Raw genomic sequence first — 19,077 nt, forward strand, 5'->3', positions numbered from 1 at the left:
CTCAGCGCTCGAACGACCGCGCCGCCGCCAGGAACGCCTCGTTCTCCTCCGGCGACCCGATCGTCACCCGCGCCCCGTCGCCCGCGAACGCCCGCACCACGACCTTCCGGTCCAGGCAGTGCTCGTTGAACGCCGCCGTCCGCTCGCCCAGCGGCAGCCACACGAAGTTAGCCTGCGTCTCCGGCACCTCGTACCCGGCCGCCAGCAGCTCCGCCCGCACCCGCCCCCGCTCCACGACCAGCCCCCGGCACCGCTCCAGCAGCTCGGGCTCGGCGTCCAGCGACGCGATCGCCGCCACCTGCGCCAGCGCGTTCACCCCGAACGGCACGTACACCTTCCGCAGCGCGTCGGCGACCTCCGGCGACCCGACCGCGTACCCGACCCGCAGCCCCGCCAGCCCGTACGCCTTGGAGAACGTCCGCAGCACCGCCACGTTGTCCCGCCCCCGCGACCAGTGCGCCTTGGCCAGCTCGACCCCGTCCGGCACGTGCGGGTCGTCCACGAACTCCTTGTACGCCTCGTCCAGCACCACCAGCACGTCGTCCGGCACCCGCTCGACGAACCGCTCCACCTCCTCGGTGCGCACGGCCGTCCCGGTCGGGTTGTTCGGGTTGCACACGAACACCAGCCGCGTGCTCGGCGTGATCGCCTCCGCCATCGCGTCCAGGTCCAGCCCGTGCCCCGAGGTCAGCGGCACCCGCCGCTGGGTGGCGCCCACGACCTGCGTGATGATCGGGTACGCCTCGAACGACCGCCACGGGAACAGCACCTCGTCGCCCTCGCCGCAGGTCGCCTGCACGAGCTGCTGGCACAGCGTGACCGAGCCGCACCCCACCGCGATCTGCTCCTCGGGCACCCCGAGCTTCCCGCTCAGCCGCTCCACGAGCGCCCCCGACCCGCTGTCCGGGTAGCGGTTGACCGACGTGGCCGCGTCCGCGATCGCCCGCACCACGCTGGGCAGCGGTCCTGCGGACACCTCGTTGCTCGCCAGCTTGATCGCCCCCGGCACGCTCCGGCCCGGCACGTACGGGGGCAGCAGCGAGAGGTCCGGGCGGGTGCGCACGCTCATCCAAGGTCTCCTTGTTCCGGGTCCGACCTGCACGTTATCCCCTGCAAACCGAGATGTTGCACACGCGGAGTACGGATCCTCACGTTGACCGCTGTTCACCCCGGCGTGGAAGGGTTGGGACATGAAGCAGACCCGCATCGAGACCCTCCAGCTCACCGACGGCCGCGAGCTGCGGATGACCGTCGCCGAGCCGGAGTCCGCCGTGCGCGGCGGACTGGTCGTGCTGCACGAGGCGCGCGGTGTCACCGACGCCGTGCGCGGTCTGGTGAGCGGCCTCGCGGCCGAGGGGTGGCTGGCCGTCGCGCCCCACCTGTACGCGGACGACGAGCTCGACGACGACCAGGCGGGCACGGCCGTCAGCGGGCTCGACGGCGAGTCCGTCCTGGCGGACACCGACGTGGCCTTCGTCTGGCTCGGCCAGCGCGGTGTGAGCGCCGACCTGATGGGCGTCATGGGCTTCGACCTCGGCGGGTCGGTCGCGATGGCGGTCGCGGCGAGCCGCAGCGTCGGCGCGGCGGTGACCGTCGGCGGCGGTGGCGTCCTCGAACCGCTCGCCGCCGGGCTGCCCCCGCTGGTCGACCTCGCGCAGGAGCTGGCCTGCCCGTGGCTCGGGCTCTACGGCGCGTCGGACGACGGGGTGCCCGCCGCCGAGGTCGCCAAGCTCCGCGACGCCGCCGCCGGAGCCCCCGTGGCCACCGACGTCGTCCGCTACGACGACTCCGAGCACCGCTTCGACACCTCGCCGTCCAACGCCTCGGACGCGTGGCAGCGCGCCCTGAACTGGTTCGATTCGCATCTCCGGTAGTCATTTCGCTACCCCTTGGAACCAACTTGGGTAGCGGGTACATCTAAGGGGGCGCGTCCAGGGCGTGTGGCCGCGCGCGCCGGTAACGCGCGGCGAGGTTGCGGCGAGAACGCAGTGCTAGGGGGTAGTGGATGACTGACGGGAACACGGTGCGGCTGACGCAAGCCGCGCCCGCGGGCTTCCTCGGGGCGCAGGCGCCCGCGACCGGCCCGACGCCACCCGCCGACACGGCGTCGACCCAGGTCGTGCGGCCCGGTGACGTCGCGGCGGCGCACGCGCTCGGCGGCCCTCCGGGAGCACCCGCGCGCGCCGAGGAGGAGGACGGGACCGAGGCTCCGGGCACCGCGGCGACCAGGGTGCTGTCCGCGCTGGACGTGGCCGCGCTCGTCGCGCCCGCCACGACGACCCTCATCCAGGGCATCACCCGTACGGGTCACCCTGAAGGGGTGATCCCCGACGGGGCGACGAAGCACCTCGGTCCGGCCGAGCTGGCCGAGGCGGGGCGCGCCGCCACCCAGTCCACCACCCAGACGATCTCGCTCAAGGACCTCGCGCACGCCCTGCCCGCGTCCTCCGCGACCCACAGGATCACCGCGGCCGAGGCCAGGGCCGCGTCGACCGGGCAGGGCCCCGCCGCGACCCAGGTCGTGCCGGGCGCCCAGCCCGGTGGCGCGCGCACCACCCCGCCGGGGAGCACGCCGCCCGGCGGCGCGACCGCGGCGGGCAGCGCCACCCCGATCCCGCCCGCGCCCCAGTCCGCGCAGCCCCAGTCCGCGCAGCCCCAGGCCGCGCAGGCGGCGGGCGCGCAGGGCGGTCAGCTCGTCCACGGCCCGGTCAGCCCGGCCGCGACCCCCGCCGCTCCCGCGGCGGCTCCGGCCCCCGCCGCGGCCCAGAACGCCGCGCACCAGACCCCGGACGCGCCCCCGGTGCTGCCCACGACCGCCGCGCCGAGCGGCATGTCGGCGGGCACGACCGCCGCGGCGGGCGCGACCGGCCCCGCCGCCGCTCCGGGCGCCACCGGGACGACCGCCGACCCGACCACCGCGACGGCCGCCGAGCCGATCTCCGGCACGATCGAGGACCCGACCTTCGCGACGGCCGCCGAACCGGTGGTCGACCCCGCCGACCTCGTGGCCGCCGTCCCGCTCGGGGCCACCACCGAGCCCGCCGCGACGACCGGAGCCGCGCCGATCCCGGCCGCCCCGCTCCCCGCCGCGCCCCCGCAGACCACCGACCCGACGACCACCGCGGCCTCGGCCCCGACCCCCGCGCCCACCACGCCCACCACCGACCCGGCGACCGCCGACCCGGTGACCGCGGGCGCGACGACCGCGGGCGCAGCCGCCGCCGCAGCCGACCCCGCCGAGGGCGACGCCAGCTTCACCGGGGCCGCCAAGGCCGACCTGGAGAAGGCGGGCGCCGCGCTCGACGCCGTCGACAAGGGCCAGGTCAAGCTCGCGATGGACAACCAGTCCGTCGACGAGCTGCTCAAGCTGATCACCGAGGCCCGCGACATGGTCAGCTCCGTCCACGTCACCGCGCTCACCAGCCTCGACGTGGAGCTGCGCTTCGGCGACAACTGGGTCGGCCGCTCGATCAGCAAGCGCCTGCACGACCTCGCGGTGGGCGACGAGTCCTCGGCGGTCAACGTGATCGGCGACTTCCTGCGCATCCTCCTGGAGGTCGAGGAGACGATCCGCAGAGCGGCGCGGAACATCAGGAACGCGGACGACGACGCCAGGGACAACTTCAACAAGTCCGGGTGGGGGCACCACTGATGGCAGGCGAGCAGCGCGACCACCGGAACAACGGCGACCACGGCGGTGGGAACCAGGGCGGTGGCGACCACGAGGGCGGCGGCCACGGCGGCTACGGCCGGGGCAACGAGCCGTCCGAGCTGGGGCAGAAGGTCGACTGGATGACCTACACGCACCAGGAGCTCTACGACATGGTGCACACGGGCGTCGACCTGGACAGCGCCACCAGCGCCAAGGCGGGCTGGAGCGGCATCGGCAAGTCCCTCGGCGAGGTCCGCGACCTGCTCGTCAAGGCGATCAACCAGTCCAGCCAGGCGTGGGAGGGCGAGACCGCCGACCGCGCCCGCGAGGGCCTCGAGTCGGTGATGAAGTGGGCGCAGAACACCAGCGACCACGCCGACAACGTCGCCACCTGCATCAACGAGGAGATCCAGCACGTCGTCACCGCGCGCGAGCAGATGCCCGCGCCCGTGCCGCCGACGCTGCCCGCCGCCGTCGCGCCCGGCGCCGACCAGGCGCTCGTCCCGTCGGCGATCGCGCGCGGCGCGGACGTCCCGGCCACCTCGACCGCCGAGTCCGCGCTGACCGGCTCGTCGACGCTCGGCTCGGCGCTGCGCCGCACGACCACCACGCCCGAGTCGTTCGCGGGCCTGGACACCGTCGCCGCCCCGGCCGCCGAGACGACCGCCGTCGCGGACGCCACGCACCGCCAGGCCGCCGAGGTCATGGCGATGTTCCAGCAGAACTCCTACGCGGTCGACCTGACCGTCCCCAGCTTCAGCGCCCCGGTGAACCCGGTCGCCGCCCCGACCCCCGGCGCCCAGGCCCCGCTCGCGCCGGGCGGCGCGACGGCGGACGGCCCGGCGGGCGCAGGCGGTTCCGCCGTGGTCAACCCGGCCGCCACGACCGGCCAGAGCAGCGCGGACCGGCAGCGCCAGCAGGGCGGCTCGGCCGGGCGGATGCCCGCGGGCGCGGGACGCGGCGCGGGCGGCTACGGCGGTGGCGGCGGGGTCTTCGCGCGCGGGCGCGTCCCGTCGTCCGGCTCCGGCTCCTCCGGCGGGTCCGGCGGCAGCCCCCTGGGCGCGACCCCGATCGGCGCGGGCGGCTCGTCCGCGAACATCGGCTCCGGCCACGGCGCCTCCGGCTCGCCCGGTGGCGTGACCAGCCAGTTCCAGGCGTCCAAGGCGGTCACCCCGCAGCACGGCATGATCGGCGCCACGCCGATGGCCGCGCCGCCCCCGATGGCGGCGGGCATGGGCGGCGGCGGCAACGACTCGCGCAACCGGCCGGACTACCTGGAGGACGACGAGAACGTCTTCGGCGTCGACCGCAAGGCAGCCCCCCCGGTGATCGGCCTGTGACCGAGCGCGTCTTCCGGCTGAGCGAGCAGGAGTTCTTCCTGCTCTGGCAGTCGGTCCACGGTCCGGACGTCCCGGTGCCGCTCGGCGTCAGGCACTACGGCCACACCCAGGCTGAGCGCGCCGGTCTGGTCGAGTCCGCGTCCCGCGCGCTCGCGGGGCGCGGGCTCGGCACCGTGCAGCGGCCCGACGAGCAGCTGCACGACATCCTGCGCGGCCTCGGCGAGTACGAGATCGGCCTGGAGGTCGTGTTCTCCAGGGGCGGCGACCAGGGGCGCGGGCTGGCCACCGCCGCGTGGCACGGCGCGTTCGCCGCCCGCGCGGCGGGCCAGGTCCAGCTCACCTCGTTCCACGCCACCGCGCTCGCCACCAAGACCATCGCGACCCTGCCCGCCGCCCCCACCGGCTCCGGCCGCTCGGTCAGCGTCCGCTGGACCGACTACCTCGCCGCGGGCGAGGCCGGGCGGGTGGACGGGGCCGAGGGCTTCCTGGAGGCGCTGCGGTCGGTCGGCGTGCGCGAGCCGGAGGCGAACACCCTGCTGCGCGCCGTGATCTCCCGCAGGGGCGGCGGCCAGGTCGCCGTGATCGCCCGCAACCGGGCGGGCTACCTGCGGCCCACCGGCGGCGCGGTGTCCTGGCTGGACACCGGCGAGGGCCGCTACCTGGTCCGCCGCGACGGCCCGTGGCTGGTGCTCGCGCCCGCGAACGCCCAGCGCCTCACCAGCGCCCTGGAGGGCGTGGTGGCGGCCGGTCGCTGATCGGGACCGCTGACCGAAACCGCTGACCGAAACTGTTGACCGGGCGGCTGGCCGGAGGGCCGCCGCCCGGTGCGCCACGCGCCCCGCCCGCGCGGTCGCACCGCCCGCCGCACCCGGCGCACCGAACCGCGCGCCCGGCGCACCGGGCCGGACGCCCGCCGCACCACCGCGCCCGCGGCCCCGCCCGGAGCCGCCTGCGCCGGGCCCGCCGCACCGCCTCGCGCCCACCCGCCACCTGCCCACCCGCACCCACCACCCGCCGTTCCGCCGCGACGGCCGCTCGGGGCATGGTCCGGGCCGCCCCCATCGGCTAGGAACGGTGCATGACCGACACGCAGACCGGCACCGCCGCCGGTTCGCCGGAGCCCCTGTGGACCCCCGACCCCGATCGGGTCGCGGCGAGCCGCATGGCCGCCTTCCGCGACTGGCTGCGCGCGCAGCGCGGCCTGGACCTCCCGGACTACCCGAGCCTGTGGGAGTGGTCCACGAGCGACCTGGAGGGCTTCTGGGGCGCGCTGGCCGAGTTCACCTCCACCCGGTTCCACTCGCCCCCCGAGCGCGTGCTCGCCGTCGACGCCATGCCCGGCGCGGTCTGGTTCCCCGGAGCCACCCTCAACTACGCCGAGCACGCCCTGCGCCACGAGGGCGTCGCGGTCGTGCTGCGCCGCGAGGACGGCCACCGCGCCGAGCTGACCTACGCCGAGCTGCGCGCGCGGGTCGCCGCCGCCCGAGCCGCGCTGCGGGCGCTCGGGGTGGTCGCGGGCGACCGCGTCGTCGGCCTGGTCCCCAACACCCCGGAGGCGCTGATCGCCTTCCTCGCCGCCGCGTCGCTGGGCGCCACCTGGTCCTCGTGCTCGCCGGACTTCGGCGCGCCCGCCGTGGTCGACCGGTTCGCCCAGGTGACGCCGAAGGTGCTGGTGGCCGTGCCCGGTTACCGGTACGGCGGGCGCGACTACGACGTGCGGCCGGTCGTGGCGCGGGTGCGGGCCGCCGTGCCGTCCCTGCTCGCCACCGTCCTGGTCGGAGGGGGCGACGAGCCGGGAACCCTCGACTGGGACGCCCTGCTGGCCGAGCACGCGGGCGCCGAACCGGCCTACGACCCGGTCCCGTTCGACCACCCGCTGTGGGTGCTCTACTCGTCCGGCACCACCGGACTGCCCAAGGGCATCGTCCACGGCCACGGCGGCATCCTCCTCGAACACCTGAAGATGCTCGCCCTGCACTCCGACCTGGGGCCGGGGGACCGGTTCACCTGGTTCACCACCACCGGCTGGATGATGTGGAACTACCTGGTCTCCGGCCTGCTCGTCGGCGCCACCGCCGTGCTCTACGACGGCAGCCCCGGCCACCCCGACCTGTCCGCGCTGTGGCGGGTGGTCGAGCAGGAGCGGGTCACCTACTTCGGCACCTCGGCCCCGTACCTCCAGGCGTGCCTGAAGGCGGGCCTGCGCCCCCGCGACGACCACGACCTGTCGGCGCTGCGCGTGGTCGGCTCCACCGGGGCCCCGCTCACCCCCGAGGGCTTCCGCTGGGTCGCCGACGCGGTGGGCGACGTGCAGACCGCCTCGGTCTCCGGCGGCACCGACATGTGCACCGCCTTCGTCGCCGCCGCCCCGGACCTGCCGGTGTGGGTGGGCGAGCTGTCCTGCCGGGCCCTCGGCGCCGCCGTCGCCGCGTACGACGAGCGGGGGCGGCCCGTGCTGGACGAGGTGGGCGAGCTGGTGGTCACCAGGCCCATGCCGTCGATGCCGGTGTTCTTCTGGGGCGACGAGGACGGCGCGCGCCTGCGCGAGGCGTACTTCGAGACCTATCCGGGGGTGTGGCGGCACGGCGACTGGATCCGGATCACCCCGAGGGGCACCGCGGTCATCTACGGGCGCAGCGACTCCACGCTCAACCGGGGCGGGGTGCGGATGGGCACGAGCGAGTTCTACCGGGTGGTGGAGGCGGTCGACGGGGTGGCCGACTCGCTCGTCGTGGACACCTCGGACGCGGCCAACCCGGACGGCGAGCTGCTCTGCTTCGTCGTGCTCGACGCGGGCGCGCCGCTGGCCGAGGTGGAACCGGAGCTGCGCGCGCGACTGCGCACCCAGCTCTCCCCGAGGCACGTCCCCGACCGGTTCGTCGAGGTCGCGGAGGTGCCGAGGACGTTGAACGGCAAGAAGTGCGAGGTGCCGGTGAAGCGCGTCTTGGCGGGCGCGGACCCCGAGCGGGCGGTCAGCCGGGACGCCCTGCGCAACCCGGACGCCCTGCTCCCGTTCCTGAACTGGATCTCTCGCTGAGATGAACGTCACGGGGGCGTCCGACGACCTGCGGAAGTCGGACGCCCCCGTGCCGCTCGCGGCGGCCCTGACCAGCGAAGATCGTGTGGGGAGGGGGGCGTTTTGCTAGTTAGATGGGGATGTGTGTAATCTATGCGTCGTAGCCGAGGGGCTGCTCGGGAGGCTTCGCCTAGTCTGGTCTATGGCGCCGCACTGCTAATGCGGTTTGGGTTCACCCCCATCCCGGGTTCAAATCCCGGAGCCTCCGCAACACCCGGTGTGATAGGGTGATAACTGAAGAAAAACACGCGCCCGTAGCTCAACGGATAGAGCATCTGACTACGGATCAGAAGGTTAGGGGTTCGAATCCCTTCGGGCGCACATCATGAATCAGGGCCCGGTTCCAGAAATGGAACCGGGCCCTGATTCGTTCTCGCCTGATTTCCCGAAACCCGTGAACCGCTGTGCCGCGGATCACGTGACCGGGTCGCGCGCGGTTCCGCTGTCGGTGCACCGGCGCACAATGCCCCTCGTTCCGCAGTTCGCGCTTCCAGGGGTGGTCGTGGGTCCGGAGTGGGAGAAGGCGCTCGAGGACGGGTTCTCGGCGTTGCTGGGAAAGCCGGTCGGTGACGTGGCCGGGGAGCACGCGGTGTTCCACTGCTGCCCCGACATGTCCGCCGAGCTGTTCGACGAGGGGTTCCCGGCGCGGCCGTTCGCCGAGGGGGTCGTGGTCGGGGCGCCGTTCGCGGAGCTGCCCGTGCTCGGCGAGCTGCTGGCCGGGTGGGACCTCGTCGCGCCGCACTGGGCGGTCGACCTCGGCGGCACGCTGTTCCGGGCCGGGGAGGACGGCGGGGGCGGTGAGGTCGGGGTGCCCGAGCTGGACGGGCGGTGGGTCTCCGGGCGGGAGCTCGGGGGGTTGCTCGTCGAGCGCGGGATCGACGCCGGGGAGCTCGCCGACGCCTACCCGCAGGTGCTGCTCCGGGCGCGCGTCGACGGCACCCTGCTCGACGCCCTGCGCACGGCCACCGGACTGCACCGGGGGCCGGACGGCCTGGTCGGGCTCTCGCCCGCGCACGGCGTCGCCGCCGAGTGGGACCGGGCGCTCGACGCGGTCGGCCACGCGGGTGTGCGCGACCACCTCAAGCACCTGTGCCGCACCGAGGACTCCGCCCGCGCGCACGGGGCGCACTACCTCGGCGCGCGCGAACCGTGGGACGCCCCGCCGCACGAGGCGGTCGCCACCTGGCGGATGGGCGAGGCCCAGTCCTGGACGGCGGTCGTGCGGCTCCGGGGGTGAGGCTGCGGGGATGGGGCTGCGGGTGCCGGAGACCGGCAGGCGGAGGCCCGTTGCGCCGCAGCGGGCCCCCGCGGCTCAGCGGAACACCGGCCGGTTCGCCGCCGCGACCAGGGCGCTGCCCGCCACCCGCGTGGTCAGGCCCGTGCGCGGGTTCATCACCAGCACCACGTTGTGGATCGACGGCAGCAGGGCGTGCGCGTCGACCTCCACCAGCTGCTCCTCCTCGAACACCCCGACGTGGTCCTGCGGCCTGCCGTCCGCCGTGCGCCGCACGCCCTCCAGGAACCGCTCCCTGGACGTGTAGACCTCCATCAGCCGCGCGCCCGCCGTGCTCACCATCACCGGCAGCTCGTCCGGGCCGCGCATCACCACGAACAGCTTCGCGCGCAGCGCCGCGTCACCGGCCGCCGCGCCGGGCAGCCACCCCGCCGTGACCAGGCCCAGCACCGCCTCCAGCTCCGTCCTCGGCTCCGGGAAGCCCAGGTGCCGGGGGCTCGGGCGGTACTCGCTGTTCAGCACCGCCTCACCGGTCAGCTCGCCGGTCGCCGGGTTCGCCAGGTACGCGCCGTACACCGCCCAGTCCGGCACGGCCCCCGCGAAGCGCGGGTGGTTCACCGCCGGGTCGACGCACCGCACGTACGGCTGCCGGTTGGCGCGCTGCGCGGCCAGCAGCTCCGGCGTGACCGGCGGCATCCCAGGGTGCTTCGGGTGCGTCGGGCCGTTGCTGGTGGTGACCGTGTGCGGGCCGGGCCGCCACTGGCCCTCCTGGGGCGCCGGGGGCTGCGCCTGCCACGGCGGCGGGGTCCGCACGCCGGGCGGCGGCACGGGCAGCGGGAGCGACTGCTGCGCGGGCTGGGCCTGCTGCACCGGCAGCGGCTGGGAGTGCGGGTGCTGCACCGGGAGCGGCTGGGAGTGCTGCGCGGGCAGGAGCGGGGCGGCGGGCGGCGGGGCCGCAGCCACCGGAGCCGCAGCCACCGGAGCCGCAGCCACCGGAGCCGGGGCGGCAGGCGCCCCCAGCTCCGCGCACAACCTCCCCAGCAGGTACATCGCCGCGTGCTCCGCGCTGTCGAACTCCTCGCCCGTCGCCGACCCGTGCGGCTTCACCAGGTACCCGTCGTACGGCGCCACCTCGACCACCCACCCGGTCGACTCGGTGTCCTCCAGCGCCAGCCCGTGCCCCTCCAGGAACCCCCGCACCGGCGCCAGCGCCTTCTGCAGGCTCGCCCACGCCGTCCGCCCCTCCCGGAACCCCGGCGCCAGGTCGTCGCCCGCGAACACCTCGCCCCGGCGCAGCCCGAACTCGGACACCCCGCCCACCGCGTAGTCGCGCTCGCGCATCCGCCGCACCAGCGCCGGGTGCGGCGGCACCCCGTGCCGCTCCAGGAAGTACGGCACCGCGCTCGTCCAGGTCAGCACGCCGTCCGTGTGGTGCGTCAGCGGCACCTCGGTCTCCCGCGATCCGCCGGTCTGCTCGGCGACCAGGTCCTCGACGAACCCGCCCGCCTCCAGCACCACCGGCGCGCCCCGCAGGTACCCGAGCACCGCCTCCAGCTCGGCCTCGCCCACCGGGGGCCGGTACCAGCGCGGCGCGTGCCCGTCGAACACGCCGACCGGGCCGATCAGCTCGCACCGGTTGTTGCCCGGCCGCTCGGGCGCGGGCGGCTCGGACCGCCCCTCCCTGACCACCTCGGCGCCGGGGGCGAACCGCCAGTCCCACGCCGTGCGGTGGTCGGTCATCCGCAGCCGGTGCAGCCACTGGGCCACCAGCGCGGGCGGCGTCCACGACCGCGTGCTCCCGTCCGCGAGCACGACCTCGCCCCGGAACTCGGCCTGTGCGCGGAAGAACCGGCAGCCCAGCACCAGCTCCCGCCACCCCTCGGGGGCGCCCGCGAGCACGGCGGCCTCGGCCTCGGCGAGCGCCTGCGGCAGCACCGGGGTGTCCGCCACCTCGGGCACGTCCAGGTAGGGCACGTCGGGGCGGCGCACCAGCACCAGCCGCTCGTCCGCGTCCCCGGCGAGCAGGCCCGCGTGCAGGTCGGCGTCCGGCACCGGCTCCGGTCCCGCGCCGGTCAGCCGCACCACGCCCAGCCGGAACAGCGGCTCGACCTCGCCCCGGAACCTGCGCGACCACTCGACCGGCTTGCCGGAGGCGGCGTCGTGCGCCCGGCTCGCGACGCCGATCCGCGCCCGGCTCCACACCTCGCACGGGTAGAGCCGACCGTTCTGGAAGACGAAGCAGTCCTCCAGGTCGACGCCCAGCAGTTCCCCAGTCCGCGCACTCACCCCGAACCCCACCTCCCCGGCGGGGTCAGGCTGTCACAACCGAGCGCCGGGCCAACACGAGTTGACCGGCCGGTTACCCCGCTCACACGCTTTCGTGCCCGACAACTTCACCCGAACGGCCCTAACGGGCCAGTTCCGCCACGACCGAGTCCGTGAACGGGGTCCACGCGGCCACGGCCCACTCGCCGAACGGCCGGTCGGTCAGCGCCACGCACGCCGCCGACAGGGCCGGGTCGATCCACAGGAACGTGCCGCTCTGCCCGAAGTGCCCGTGCGTGCCGGGGGAGCTGGTCGTGCCGGTCCAGTGCGGCGACTTGGCCGACCGGATCTCGAAGCCCAGCCCCCAGTCGTTCTCGCGCTGGAGCCCGTAACCGGGCAGCACGCCCTTCAGGCCGGGGAACGCCACGGTCCTCGCCTCGGCGACCAGCCCGGCCGACACCAGCTTCGGCGACTGCACCTCCGCCGCGAACGCCACCAGGTCCGCCACCGTCGACACCCCGCCCGCGGCGGGGGAGCCCTCCAGCGCCGTCGACCCCATGCCGAGCGGGCCGAGCACCGCCTCCGCCAGGTAGTCCCCGAACGCGATGCCGCTCGACCGCTCCACGGCGTCCGCGAGCACCTCGAAGCCCCGGTTGGAGTAGATCCGGCGCTCGCCGGGGGCGGCCTGGACCTTGTCGGAGTCGAAGGCCAGCCCGGAGGTGTGCGCGATCAGGTGCCGCACCGTGGACCCCTCGGGGCCCGCCGGGTCGTCCCACTCGACGGCGCCCTCCTCGACCGCGACCAGCACCGCGTACGAGGTGAGCAGCTTGGTCACCGAGGCCAGCGGGTAGCGCCGCCCCAGGTCCCCGTGCGACCCCAGGACCCGGCCGTCCGAGGAGACCGCGGCCACCGCCGCGCTGTCCACCGGCCACTGCGACACCGCGCGCAAGCTCTCCACGGCCACCACTCTGCCAGGGGGTCCCGGTCCCGCCGCACTGCGGTCGCCCGGCGTCCGGCCCACCATGGGCGGGCAGCCGTGCGGCACTGGAGGTCGGCGTTGTCCCGCAAGTCGTTCCCGCTGGTGGTGGTCGTCGTGGCGCTGGCCGCGTCCACCCCCGCGCTGACCGCCTCCGCAGCCCCGTCCGACTGCCCGGCGGGCACCGAGGGCGTGCCGGTCACCTGGGACGAACCCGGCCTGGAGTGGCCCGCGAACGTGGTGGACGCGCAGGTCGAGGACGTCGGCGGCACCGACCTGGACGTGGCCGTGGTGCTGTCCGACCCGGCCTCCCGCAACGCCGACGACAGCAACCCGCTGGCCGACTTCGCCGCCGCCCGCCCCGCCGACCTGCCGGGCTGGGCGGCCATCCCGAGGACCGGCACCCTGTCGAGCTACGGCCCCGGCTACCTGACGGCGGGCATGAACAGCCTGGCGGTGGGCGACACCGTCTCGTACACCGTCCGCTTCACCCGCCCGGTCGTCGTCCCGGACTTCACCGTCGGGGGCATCGACTACGTCGGGCTGGGGACCGTCCCGGCCCAGGACCCGTGGCACTCGCACCAGGACGAGGTCGTGGTGACCGCCGTCCGCGCGGGCACCGCCGTCGCCACCAGCGGCACGGGCACCGGGCTGGGCGGCCCGTACGCGCTCGGCGTCGACGGGGCCCTCCCGCCCGGCGATCCGGGCGCGACCCTGGTGCGCGGCACCGCCGAGCCGGTCACCGCGCTGCGCCTGGACCTCTCCAACGGCCCGGACGACGAGGCCGCCGAGCTGGCCGACCCGAGGGTCACCGTCCTCCCGCAGCCCGCGGACTCGGTGGCGGACGCCATGACCGTGCGCGTCGCGGGCTTCACCGCGTGCCTGGGCACCGGCGCGATCACGTCCTCGGTGTACGCGGACGCCGACCGGGACGGCGTGCGCGACCCCGGCGAGGCGGGCGTCGCGGGGGCGGCGCTGGAGCTGCGCGACCCGCAGGGCTCGGTGCTGGCCACCACGACCGCGGACGCCTCGGGCGGCTACGCCTTCGACCGGCTGCCGCCGATGACCTGGACGGTCCGGCTGGTGTCGGCGACCCCGCCCGCCACCTACACCGGGCCGACCAGCCGCGCCGTCGCGCTCGCGCCGGGGGAGCAGGCCACCGCGGCGGGCGACTTCGCGTTCCAGCCACCCGCGCCTCAGCCCGCGGCGACCACCACGACCGCCCCGCCCACGACCGCCCCGCCCACGACGACCGCCGGGCCGATCGGCACGTCCCCCACGACCACCGCGCCCACCACGACCGCGCCCGCCGCAGGGCCGGTCACCACGGGGCCGATCACCGCCGGGCCCGCGCCCGCCCAGGCGTGGGCGCTCGCGTCCACCGGGGCCGACGTCCGCGCGCTGGCCCCGCTCGGCGCGCTCCTGGTCGCCCTCGGCGGCCTCGCGGTCAGCGCGTCGCGGCGGCGGGTTCGCTGAGCAGCTCCTGGTGGCGCACCGGTTCCACCGGCTCGGACCGCGCTCAACGGCCTCGCGGTCAGCGCGACCCGGCGGCGGTCTCGCTGAGCCACTGGTCGCGCACCAGCTCGACCAGCCCGGACCGCTCCGGGACCCACCCGGCCGCGCGCAGCCGCGCCGAGTCCGACCGCAGCTCCCGCACCTCGCCGGGGTGCGCCGGGTGGTGCTCGACGGCCAGCGGCCGTCCGGTGACCTCCTCCACGGCGGCCACCACGTCGGCCACGCTCGCCGCCGTCGCGCCCACGTTGAACACCCCGCCGTCCAGCCCGAGTGCGACCAGGAACGCCCGCGCCGCGTCCCGCACGTGCACGAAGTCCCGCACCGCGCCGCCGTCGCCGTGGACCGCCAGCGGCCCGAGCCGCCCGGACGCCGCCGCGCACGCCCTGGTGACGATCCGCGTGTCGTCCCGGTCGCCGCCGCCCGCGACGTTGAACAGCCGCAGCACCACCCCGCCCGGCGCGGCCCAGCGCACCAGGTCCTCGGCGGCGGCCTTCGAGGCCGCGTAAGGGCTCGCGGGCGCGCGCGGCACGTCCTCGGACAGCACCGGGACGCCCGGCGCGCCGTACACCCCGGCCGTGGAGGCGAGCACGAACCGGGCGGGCCCGGCGCGCAGCAGGTTCGCGGTGCCCGCCACGTTCACGTCGAAGTGGTCCAGCGCCCGCCCGAACGACTCGCGCACCCGCGCCAGCGCGGCCAGGTGCACCACCGCGTCGACCGACCGCGCCGCGTCCCGCGCCCCGGGGGAGCGCACGTCGCACCCCAGCGGGACCACCTCGCACCCCGCGCCGGACAGCTCCGCCGCCACCGCGCGGCCGACGTAACCCCGTGCGCCCGTGACCAATACCCGCATGGGCGACATACGATCACGCCACCACCTGTTCGGTTGACGGCAAATGGTGGGAAATTGGCCCTAAAGGTGTGGTTCTGTTCCGCCGATACCACCCGAGTGAGTTACCCGCATCCCGTCATGCCCAGAACGATCGAGGTCGCTCTCGCCGAGCACGCCGAACGCGAGGCAGAGCGGCAGCACTTCCTGCGGACCGCCGCCGCCGTGGCCGACTCCACCCCCTCCCCGCACCCCTCCCGCGCGGACGACGACACGCTGCTGGCGCTGGCGATCGGCGTCACCCGACCGAGGGGGAGGCGCGCCTTCCTGGACCGCGTTGACCTGGTGCTTCGCGAGGCCGCTCGATGATCTCGCGAGGCTAGATCCACACCTATCGGCAAGTTTCATCCGCTCGTTGCCCCACCGTGCTTCGCCGATCCGCGCGGGTGCCTCTACAGTGCGTGGCACCCGGCGCTCGCCGGTGCTCTCATCTGCTTCTCATAAAGCGAGTCCTCGGCGATGGATCATGTCCTCCTCGCGCTCCAGGAGCGCCTCGGCACCTTGTTCGGCGACCGGCGGGTTGTCCTCGCCGGGGGCACGCGGCTGAGCAATCGCGTGAACGAGCTGCACCAGCTCGGCGCGCGCCACACGCTCGTGCTGTCGACGGACGACCACGCCCCCCTGCACGACTCCGAACGCGCCCGCTGGGTGCCGCTCGGCATCGGCGGCTTCGTCGCGACCGAGCAGAACCGGCTCACCAAGCTGCTCACCTCGCCGGGCAAGCGCGTCCGCGCGGTGCTCGACGAGTTCGACCCCGAGGGCGAAGCCCTGGTGATCAGCACCCCCTACTCCCAGGTGCCCTCGTTCGCGGGCCGCCCGGTCCTCAGCGCGCGCCGCCCCGAGTGGGTGGAGCTGGAGAACAAGACCACCGTCGACGCGCTGTGGGACGAGCTGTCCGCGCCGCGCGCCCCCGCCGAGGTGCTCGGGCTCGACTTTGACGCCCTGTGGGAGGCCACGCTCCGGCTCGACCGGGGCGCGGGCGCGGTGTGGTCCGGCGACGGCCCGGCGATCAACGGCGGCGCGAACTTCGTGCGCCGCGTCCGCGACCGCGAGGAGGCCCGCGACGCCTTCGAGGTGCTCGCGCCCAAGTGCGACTTCGTCCGCGTGATGCCGTTCCTGGAGGGCATCCCGGTCAGCGTGCACGGCATCGTCTTCCCGGACGGCACCGCCGTGCTGCGCCCGATCGAGATGGTCGTCCCGCGCCGCGCCGGGTCCGCCCGGTTCCTCTACGCGGGCTGCGCGTCCTACTACGACCCGCCCGCCCGCATCCGCGAGCAGATGCGCAACCTGGCCCGCCGGGTCGGCGAGCGGCTGCGCGAGACCGTGGACTACCGGGGCACGTTCACCCTGGACGGCATCGCCACCGCCGACGGCTTCCTGCCCACCGAGATCAACACCCGGTACGGCGGGGCCATGGTGTGCTTCGAGGACGCCCTGCCGCAGCTGCCGCTCTCGCTCGTCCAGGTGGCGCTGGTGGCCGGGCACGACCTCGGGGTGTCCTCGATGGAGTTCGAGGAGCTGCTCGTCTCGGCCGCCGACGCCTACCGGCACGGGTCGGTCGGCGCGAACGTGCGCGCGGTGCAGCCGACCGAGACCGTGGAGCGGCCCATCGTGTTCTCCGAGTGGGCCTGCCGCTTCGCGCACCCCGACGAGACCCCGCACGGCGCGCTGCGCCTCAAGCCGTCCCCGCTGGGCGGCAAGCTGGAGCTCGACTTCACCGCCGACCAGCTCCAGCTCGGCCGCCCGGTGGCCGCGCTGACCGTCGCCGCGTTCGCGCTCGCCGACCAGGAGTGGGGCACCGGCTTCGGCCCGCTGGAGCCCGCCGTCCCGATCGCCGACGACGAGCAGCCCGCCCCGGTCGTGGAGCAGGTGTTCGTCACGGCGTGACCGGCTCGCCCCCGAGCAGGTCCATCCCGAGCACGCCTTCCTGGCCGTACGCGGCCAGGAAGGCGTACCGGAAGCCGAGCAGCTGCAACGTGACCACCGACGGCTGGTAGGGCGGGAAGGCGCCCTCCTCGTAGGCGCGCAGCAGCTCCGGGTCGCCCTGCGCTATCGCGTAGACCCAGGACTCGTCGCACTCCCAGCCGTGCACCAGGTGCAGCGCCACCACCGCCGACTCCTGCAGCGGCTCGGGGAACGAGCCCGCGAACGCGATGCCGTGCGCCACGTCCACCACGTGCTGCGGCGCCGCCTCGGGCACGGCGATCGCCAGCGCCATCGAGCAGGCCACCTCGGCCAGGCCCAGCGAGTCGAACACCTTCGGCGCGCCCTCGGCGACCGCCTGCCGCGCCTGCGTGATCAGGTCCGGCTGCCGCCGGGGCAGCTCCCGCCCCAGCCGGTTCCACCGCCTGCGGGTGCGCCGCGTCCCGCCCTCGGTGAAGCCCGCGCCCGCGAGCGCGATCGCGGCCAGCAGGAATATCACCCGATCGCGGGTGTCCGCGGGGACCTTGTAACCGGCCCCCAGCTCCACCAGGAACGGCACCGCGCGCACCGTCGCCTCGGACACCGTGTCCTGGTCCAGCAGTCGCGCGGCGAGCCCGTCGCACGCGCCGGGCTCGCCCTCGGCGGCGGCCTTCAGCAGGTCGTCGACGCCTCGGCCGCCGGAGAGCGCGCGCCACGGCACGTCCTCCACCCCGCGCAGGGGGTCCGGCCGCCACCAGGCCGCGGGCAGTTCCATGCCGGGGAAGCTACGGGATGACTGGTCCGAACGGGGCGACCACGGCGCGGTGTCGCCCCGTGACCGCCGTACGATCACCGCCGTGCGCGGACCCACCTACAAGGTTGTCGACCTGTTCTCCGGCGCGGGTGGGATGAGCCTCGGGTTCCGAACCCACCGCGACTTCACCGTCGTCGGCGCGGCGGACGCGCAGATCGGCAAGCCCTCGTCCCCGCTGGGCTCGCTGCGGTGCAACAACGTCTACCGCGACAACATCGGCATCGACCCGCTGCAGGTCGACCTCGGCCGGATCGACCCGGCGGTGCTGCGCGAGGTGTGGGGGCTGCGGCGCGGCGAGCTGGACGTGCTGGTGGCCTGCCCGCCGTGCTCCGGCTTCACCCGGATCACCGCGGCCAACCACCTGCGCGACGACCCGCGCAACTCGCTGGTCGGCCGGGTGGCCCGGTTCGTGGCCGAGCTGCGCCCCAAGGTGCTGCTGATGGAGAACGCGCGCGAGCTGGTGCGCGGCAAGCAGCGGCACCACCTGGACGGGCTGGCCGAGCAGCTGATCGCGCTCGGCTACGAGGTGAACGCCTCCTCGCACATGCTGTCCCGGTTCGGCCTGCCGCAGCTGCGCGAGCGGGCCGTGGTGGTGGCGGTGGACGCGGGCATCCCCCTGCGGACGCTGGAGGACGTGTGGCGCGGCCGGGAGGTGCGGCCCGCCGCCGTGACGGTGCGGCGCGCCATCGGCAAGCTGCCGCCCATCCCGGCGGGCTACGCGCACCCGGACGACGCCATGCACGTCTCCCCGTCGTTCCGGGCGGACCGCTCGCTGGACCGGATGCGGGCGATCCCGGTCGACGGCGGCTCGTGGGCGGACCTCGTCGGCGCGCCGGACACCGAGCTGCTGCTGAACCCCGCCCAGGTGAAGATCATCGAGGCGGGCCGGTGGGGTTCGCACCCGGACGTCTACGGGCGGATGTGGTGGGACGAGCCCGCGCGGACCATCAAACGGGAATGCGCCCACGTCGGAAATGGTCGCTACGCGCACCCGGAACAGCACCGCTTGTGCACCGTGCGTGAGATGGCCCTTCTCCAGGGATTCCCCCGGAAGTTCCGGTTCGACGTCTCCGTGCTGGGGAACGCGTACCGGCACCTGGGCGACGCGGTGCCGCCGCTGATCTCCTACCAGCTCGCCTCGCTGGTGCGCTGGATGCTTTCCGGAGAGCGCCCCACCGCCCGTGAACTGTGCCTTCCCGGCACGTCCCTGCGTCCGAGCGACATCCGGCCCGCGCTGGTTCCGAGCCTGGTCGCTTGATCACCGTTCCATAACGTTGTGGACTCGAATCACTGGAAAACCTCAGGTCCAACAAATGATCAACACGTGCTGACCTGGTGAAACGCACCGCGTTTCAAGGTTGCTTGTGACTTTGGACCTGTCTTTTAACAGTCAGTGGATCTTGGTTTCGGCCACTGT

The 19,077-nt window shown here is 75.0% G+C and carries 15 protein-coding genes and 2 tRNA genes; 12 read left to right on the forward strand and 5 right to left on the reverse strand.

Going from position 1 to position 19,077, the window contains the following annotated elements:
• Window position 1: 1 nt before the first annotated feature.
• Complete coding sequence (gene hisC / locus CNX65_RS00740; RefSeq protein ID WP_096491040.1) at window positions 2-1,069, reverse strand: histidinol-phosphate transaminase; 1,068 nt, start codon at window positions 1,067-1,069, stop codon at window positions 2-4.
• Between the two features lie 121 nt (window positions 1,070-1,190).
• Here hisC and CNX65_RS00745 point away from each other — a divergent pair, with 121 nt between their 5' ends.
• The 8 genes from CNX65_RS00745 to CNX65_RS00780 all read left to right on the forward strand — a co-directional run bounded on the left by CNX65_RS00745 (window position 1,191) and on the right by CNX65_RS00780 (window position 9,305).
• Window positions 1,191-1,874, forward strand: a complete 684-nt coding sequence (locus CNX65_RS00745) for a dienelactone hydrolase family protein (protein WP_096491041.1) — start codon at window positions 1,191-1,193, stop codon at window positions 1,872-1,874.
• A gap of 131 nt (window positions 1,875-2,005) precedes the next feature.
• Window positions 2,006-3,652: a hypothetical protein gene (locus CNX65_RS00750; RefSeq protein ID WP_096491042.1), complete on the forward strand. Its 1,647-nt coding sequence runs from the start codon at window positions 2,006-2,008 to the stop codon at window positions 3,650-3,652.
• On the forward strand, window positions 3,637-4,992 hold the full coding sequence (locus tag CNX65_RS00755) for a PPE domain-containing protein (RefSeq protein WP_157767426.1): 1,356 nt from the start codon (window positions 3,637-3,639) through the stop codon (window positions 4,990-4,992). The genes CNX65_RS00750 and CNX65_RS00755 overlap by 16 nt, the downstream gene beginning before the upstream one ends.
• Window positions 4,989-5,747: an ESX secretion-associated protein EspG gene (locus tag CNX65_RS00760; protein WP_096491044.1), complete on the forward strand. Its 759-nt coding sequence runs from the start codon at window positions 4,989-4,991 to the stop codon at window positions 5,745-5,747. Before CNX65_RS00755 ends, CNX65_RS00760 begins: the two co-directional genes overlap by 4 nt.
• Before the next feature lie 323 nt (window positions 5,748-6,070).
• Window positions 6,071-8,029, forward strand: a complete 1,959-nt coding sequence (locus CNX65_RS00765) for an acetoacetate--CoA ligase (RefSeq protein ID WP_096491045.1) — start codon at window positions 6,071-6,073, stop codon at window positions 8,027-8,029.
• 158 nt (window positions 8,030-8,187) lie between these two features.
• A tRNA-Ser gene (locus tag CNX65_RS00770) sits at window positions 8,188-8,276 on the forward strand.
• Between the two features lie 40 nt (window positions 8,277-8,316).
• Window positions 8,317-8,389 (forward strand) — tRNA-Arg (locus tag CNX65_RS00775).
• Window positions 8,390-8,570: 181 nt separating this feature from the next.
• Window positions 8,571-9,305, forward strand: a complete 735-nt coding sequence (locus CNX65_RS00780; RefSeq protein ID WP_177154578.1) for a hypothetical protein — start codon at window positions 8,571-8,573, stop codon at window positions 9,303-9,305.
• Window positions 9,306-9,380: 75 nt separating this feature from the next.
• On the opposite strand, the gene CNX65_RS00785 is transcribed toward CNX65_RS00780, so the two are convergent.
• Window positions 9,381-11,588, reverse strand: a complete 2,208-nt coding sequence (locus tag CNX65_RS00785; protein ID WP_157767430.1) for a hypothetical protein — start codon at window positions 11,586-11,588, stop codon at window positions 9,381-9,383.
• A gap of 121 nt (window positions 11,589-11,709) precedes the next feature.
• Window positions 11,710-12,525: a serine hydrolase domain-containing protein gene (locus CNX65_RS00790; RefSeq protein ID WP_096497537.1), complete on the reverse strand. Its 816-nt coding sequence runs from the start codon at window positions 12,523-12,525 to the stop codon at window positions 11,710-11,712.
• Between the two features lie 78 nt (window positions 12,526-12,603).
• On the opposite strand from CNX65_RS00790, the gene CNX65_RS00795 reads away from it, so the two are divergent.
• Entirely contained in the window at window positions 12,604-14,019 is a 1,416-nt protein-coding gene (locus CNX65_RS00795) for an SdrD B-like domain-containing protein (protein ID WP_157767432.1), read from the forward strand.
• A gap of 58 nt (window positions 14,020-14,077) precedes the next feature.
• On the opposite strand, the gene CNX65_RS00800 is transcribed toward CNX65_RS00795, so the two are convergent.
• On the reverse strand, window positions 14,078-14,908 hold the full coding sequence (locus CNX65_RS00800) for an NAD-dependent epimerase/dehydratase family protein (RefSeq protein WP_232519656.1): 831 nt from the start codon (window positions 14,906-14,908) through the stop codon (window positions 14,078-14,080).
• 117 nt (window positions 14,909-15,025) lie between these two features.
• Between CNX65_RS00800 and CNX65_RS00805 the strand changes: the two genes are divergently transcribed.
• Both CNX65_RS00805 and CNX65_RS00810 read left to right on the forward strand, forming a co-directional pair.
• The gene (locus tag CNX65_RS00805) at window positions 15,026-15,253 is read left to right on the forward strand and encodes a hypothetical protein (protein ID WP_157767434.1); all 228 of its coding nucleotides are present in this window, start codon (window positions 15,026-15,028) and stop codon (window positions 15,251-15,253) included.
• Window positions 15,254-15,403: 150 nt separating this feature from the next.
• Window positions 15,404-16,831 (forward strand): ATP-grasp domain-containing protein, encoded by a 1,428-nt coding sequence (locus CNX65_RS00810; RefSeq protein ID WP_096491051.1) that lies wholly within the window; start codon window positions 15,404-15,406, stop codon window positions 16,829-16,831.
• On the opposite strand, the gene CNX65_RS00815 is transcribed toward CNX65_RS00810, so the two are convergent.
• Window positions 16,821-17,621, reverse strand: a complete 801-nt coding sequence (locus CNX65_RS00815; RefSeq protein WP_096491052.1) for a hypothetical protein — start codon at window positions 17,619-17,621, stop codon at window positions 16,821-16,823. The two genes, CNX65_RS00810 and CNX65_RS00815, sit on opposite strands and share 11 nt — an antisense overlap.
• An 82-nt stretch (window positions 17,622-17,703) precedes the next feature.
• Between CNX65_RS00815 and CNX65_RS00820 the strand changes: the two genes are divergently transcribed.
• Window positions 17,704-18,918: a DNA cytosine methyltransferase gene (locus tag CNX65_RS00820; RefSeq protein WP_096491053.1), complete on the forward strand. Its 1,215-nt coding sequence runs from the start codon at window positions 17,704-17,706 to the stop codon at window positions 18,916-18,918.
• Window positions 18,919-19,077: the final 159 nt, after the last annotated feature.

It is taken from the genome of Actinosynnema pretiosum (genome assembly GCF_002354875.1).
Lineage (GTDB): Bacteria > Actinomycetota > Actinomycetes > Mycobacteriales > Pseudonocardiaceae > Actinosynnema > Actinosynnema auranticum.

What these genes read in the sequence shown, in the direction of transcription:
- hisC (WP_096491040.1), bottom strand. Translation starts at nt 1,069, where the DNA reads ATGAGCGTGCGCACCCGCCCGGACCTCTCGCTGCTGCCCCCGTACGTG.
- CNX65_RS00745 (WP_096491041.1), top strand. Translation starts at nt 1,191, where the DNA reads ATGAAGCAGACCCGCATCGAGACCCTCCAGCTCACCGACGGCCGCGAG.
- CNX65_RS00750 (WP_096491042.1), top strand. Translation starts at nt 2,006, where the DNA reads ATGACTGACGGGAACACGGTGCGGCTGACGCAAGCCGCGCCCGCGGGC.
- CNX65_RS00765 (WP_096491045.1), top strand. Translation starts at nt 6,071, where the DNA reads ATGACCGACACGCAGACCGGCACCGCCGCCGGTTCGCCGGAGCCCCTG.
- CNX65_RS00800 (WP_232519656.1), bottom strand. Translation starts at nt 14,908, where the DNA reads ATGCGGGTATTGGTCACGGGCGCACGGGGTTACGTCGGCCGCGCGGTG.
- CNX65_RS00805 (WP_157767434.1), top strand. Translation starts at nt 15,026, where the DNA reads ATGCCCAGAACGATCGAGGTCGCTCTCGCCGAGCACGCCGAACGCGAG.
- CNX65_RS00810 (WP_096491051.1), top strand. Translation starts at nt 15,404, where the DNA reads ATGGATCATGTCCTCCTCGCGCTCCAGGAGCGCCTCGGCACCTTGTTC.
- CNX65_RS00815 (WP_096491052.1), bottom strand. Translation starts at nt 17,621, where the DNA reads ATGGAACTGCCCGCGGCCTGGTGGCGGCCGGACCCCCTGCGCGGGGTG.